We start from the raw sequence: 2,057 nt of genomic DNA, 5'->3' as shown, positions 1-2,057 counted from the left end.
CAGAAGATATAGAATCCTGACTCAGCTTTTCAGGGCCTGCCAGAATTGAATCCTTATATAAAGCGCAGAAAAACCTGTCCTTTCCGTCTAGGTCAAAAAGATAAGAATTAGATTTAAAAATATCAGAAAAACTTGAGTTAAAAATCAAATATCCTTCTATTAGATTATTGTATTTTATATCACTAACAAAGACCACATTCCTATCTTTATCCTGGAACTGAATCCAGTTATCATTTTTTGTTTTATCGATTAGTTCAGGAAAATATGGCAAATTTTCACCAAATTTATAAGAAGTATCTGTACTGTATATAACCATACCGTCAAAAGCCAACAGAAGAAAATCTCCGGAAATGTTGTGAATATTCATATCCTCCATAAAATCCGGCAGGTAATATCCTGTATTATCAGGATCCATTACAGCATTTACTAATGTAGCTGACCCGGCAGTATGGTTAAGGTCATTTAAATAAACTTCAATGCTCTGATCAAATGCCCTGACAATTATCTGTATCCGTTCCTCGTTATCACTTTCTACAAGGGTTCTTATCTGCCTTTCAGTAATCCCGAGAAACAGAAGTACAAGAATGATCATCGCGACCCCAAAACTGAAAAAACTATAGAGCCAGGTTCGGCCCGCTATACTGTTGAGTCTCCATTTTCGTTTCATGATTATTCATCCACCAGCCTGATACCGCCTTTTTTGGTATATTCCGCCATCTTTAAATCCTGTAACCCCAGGGCTTCGTGGGCAAAACTATCCTCTTCTGAATATTCACGAAAAGGCTTTGTATAGATTTTTACCAACCCTTGTACAGGAGTTGTTATGTTTTCAAGTGCATCCCTAAGAAGCCTCCTGGTTCTGATTATGTCCTCCGAAATCTCTATCTGATTTAAAGCAGAAATTAATATTCTTGTTAAATCATAACTATGAATAAAACCGCATGGCGCCTTTATATCTTCCGGTTCAATAATCTCAGGAAACATCAATGAAGCCCGGTTGAATACATCAATAGAAAAAGGGGATTGTTCCAGATCCAAAAAGGAAAATGATGTTTGAATGAATCTAAGATCTACAATATCAACAAGCACTTCCGGTCCAAGTGTTTCAAAAAAACTACCACCTGTTATTCCCCAATGACTCCGGATTGGCAATCTTTCTTTAATATCTCTTTCTGCCATAGCTTTTATAAATGTAATTCCTTCCGGCGCATTTGCAACCATGAAAATAACATCCACCTCTTTGGAATATATTTCAGTAAGAATTTCTCTGGCTCCATTTTCACCGATGTTCCAGTTAAACCAGATTATACCAAGAGGTGCCAGACCTCTTTTTTCCAATGCAGTTATCATAGAGGATTCATTGGACCGTCCCCATGGGGTATCCTCAAGTAGTAGAGCAGGTTTTTTAAACCCTTCCTTATCTACAGCATAAGCAGTGATAATTTCCCCTGCTCTGGTATCATCCACTGATAATCTGAAAATCCAGTTTCTCCCGCTGCTGTCAGTTGTTCTGGTTATTGGACCGGCTGCAGCCCATGGATCCAGTAGAAGAATCTCCTTTTCATTCATATAGTCGAGATTTGAAAGAACCGGAGGAGAATGAAGACCGCTGAATACAGCCAGTCCATTCGGATCATTGACAAATTCCTTAAGATGCAGTGCACTTCGTCTGGAACTACCGTGATGGTCTCTAATAACAAGCTCAATTTTATAATCATTAATCTTATTATTTATCTCGGAAAGAGCAAGCCTGACCCCCTGTTCTATTGATATACCGGAAGCCTTAGCACCAGTCCTGTCCGCATCAATGTAAATATTGAGAACCCCACCAGAGCCTGCAAACACAATATGAGTGTAAAAAAAGAGCTGTAGAATAACAAGACTTACAAATAACATCATTTTTTTCATTTGAACCCCCAAATACTAATTGACTCAACTTTCGCAGTTAATTTTGCCATATAAATCCTCTCAAAGAATCCGGTAAAGATTCCATCAATTTATCCAATATCCTATTGATATAATCTTCTGCCAGAAACAGTTGATTTTCCATAATTATT

General features: G+C 37.7%; 2 protein-coding genes. Both read right to left on the bottom strand.

From position 1 onward, the window contains the following. Window positions 1-667: hypothetical protein (locus DV872_RS25970; protein ID WP_147283281.1), on the bottom strand; the 667-nt coding region annotated here is incomplete at its 3' end. 2 nt (window positions 668-669) lie between these two features. Beyond that, entirely contained in the window at window positions 670-1,908 is a 1,239-nt protein-coding gene (locus DV872_RS25965) for an ABC transporter substrate-binding protein (protein ID WP_114632883.1), read from the bottom strand. Window positions 1,909-2,057 lie beyond the last annotated feature (149 nt).

It is taken from the genome of Oceanispirochaeta sp. M1 (assembly GCF_003346715.1).
Lineage (GTDB): Bacteria > Spirochaetota > Spirochaetia > DSM-2461 > DSM-2461 > Oceanispirochaeta.
The sequence above is the reverse complement of the archived record's forward strand: the minus strand, read 5'-3'. Positions and strand labels throughout refer to the sequence as shown.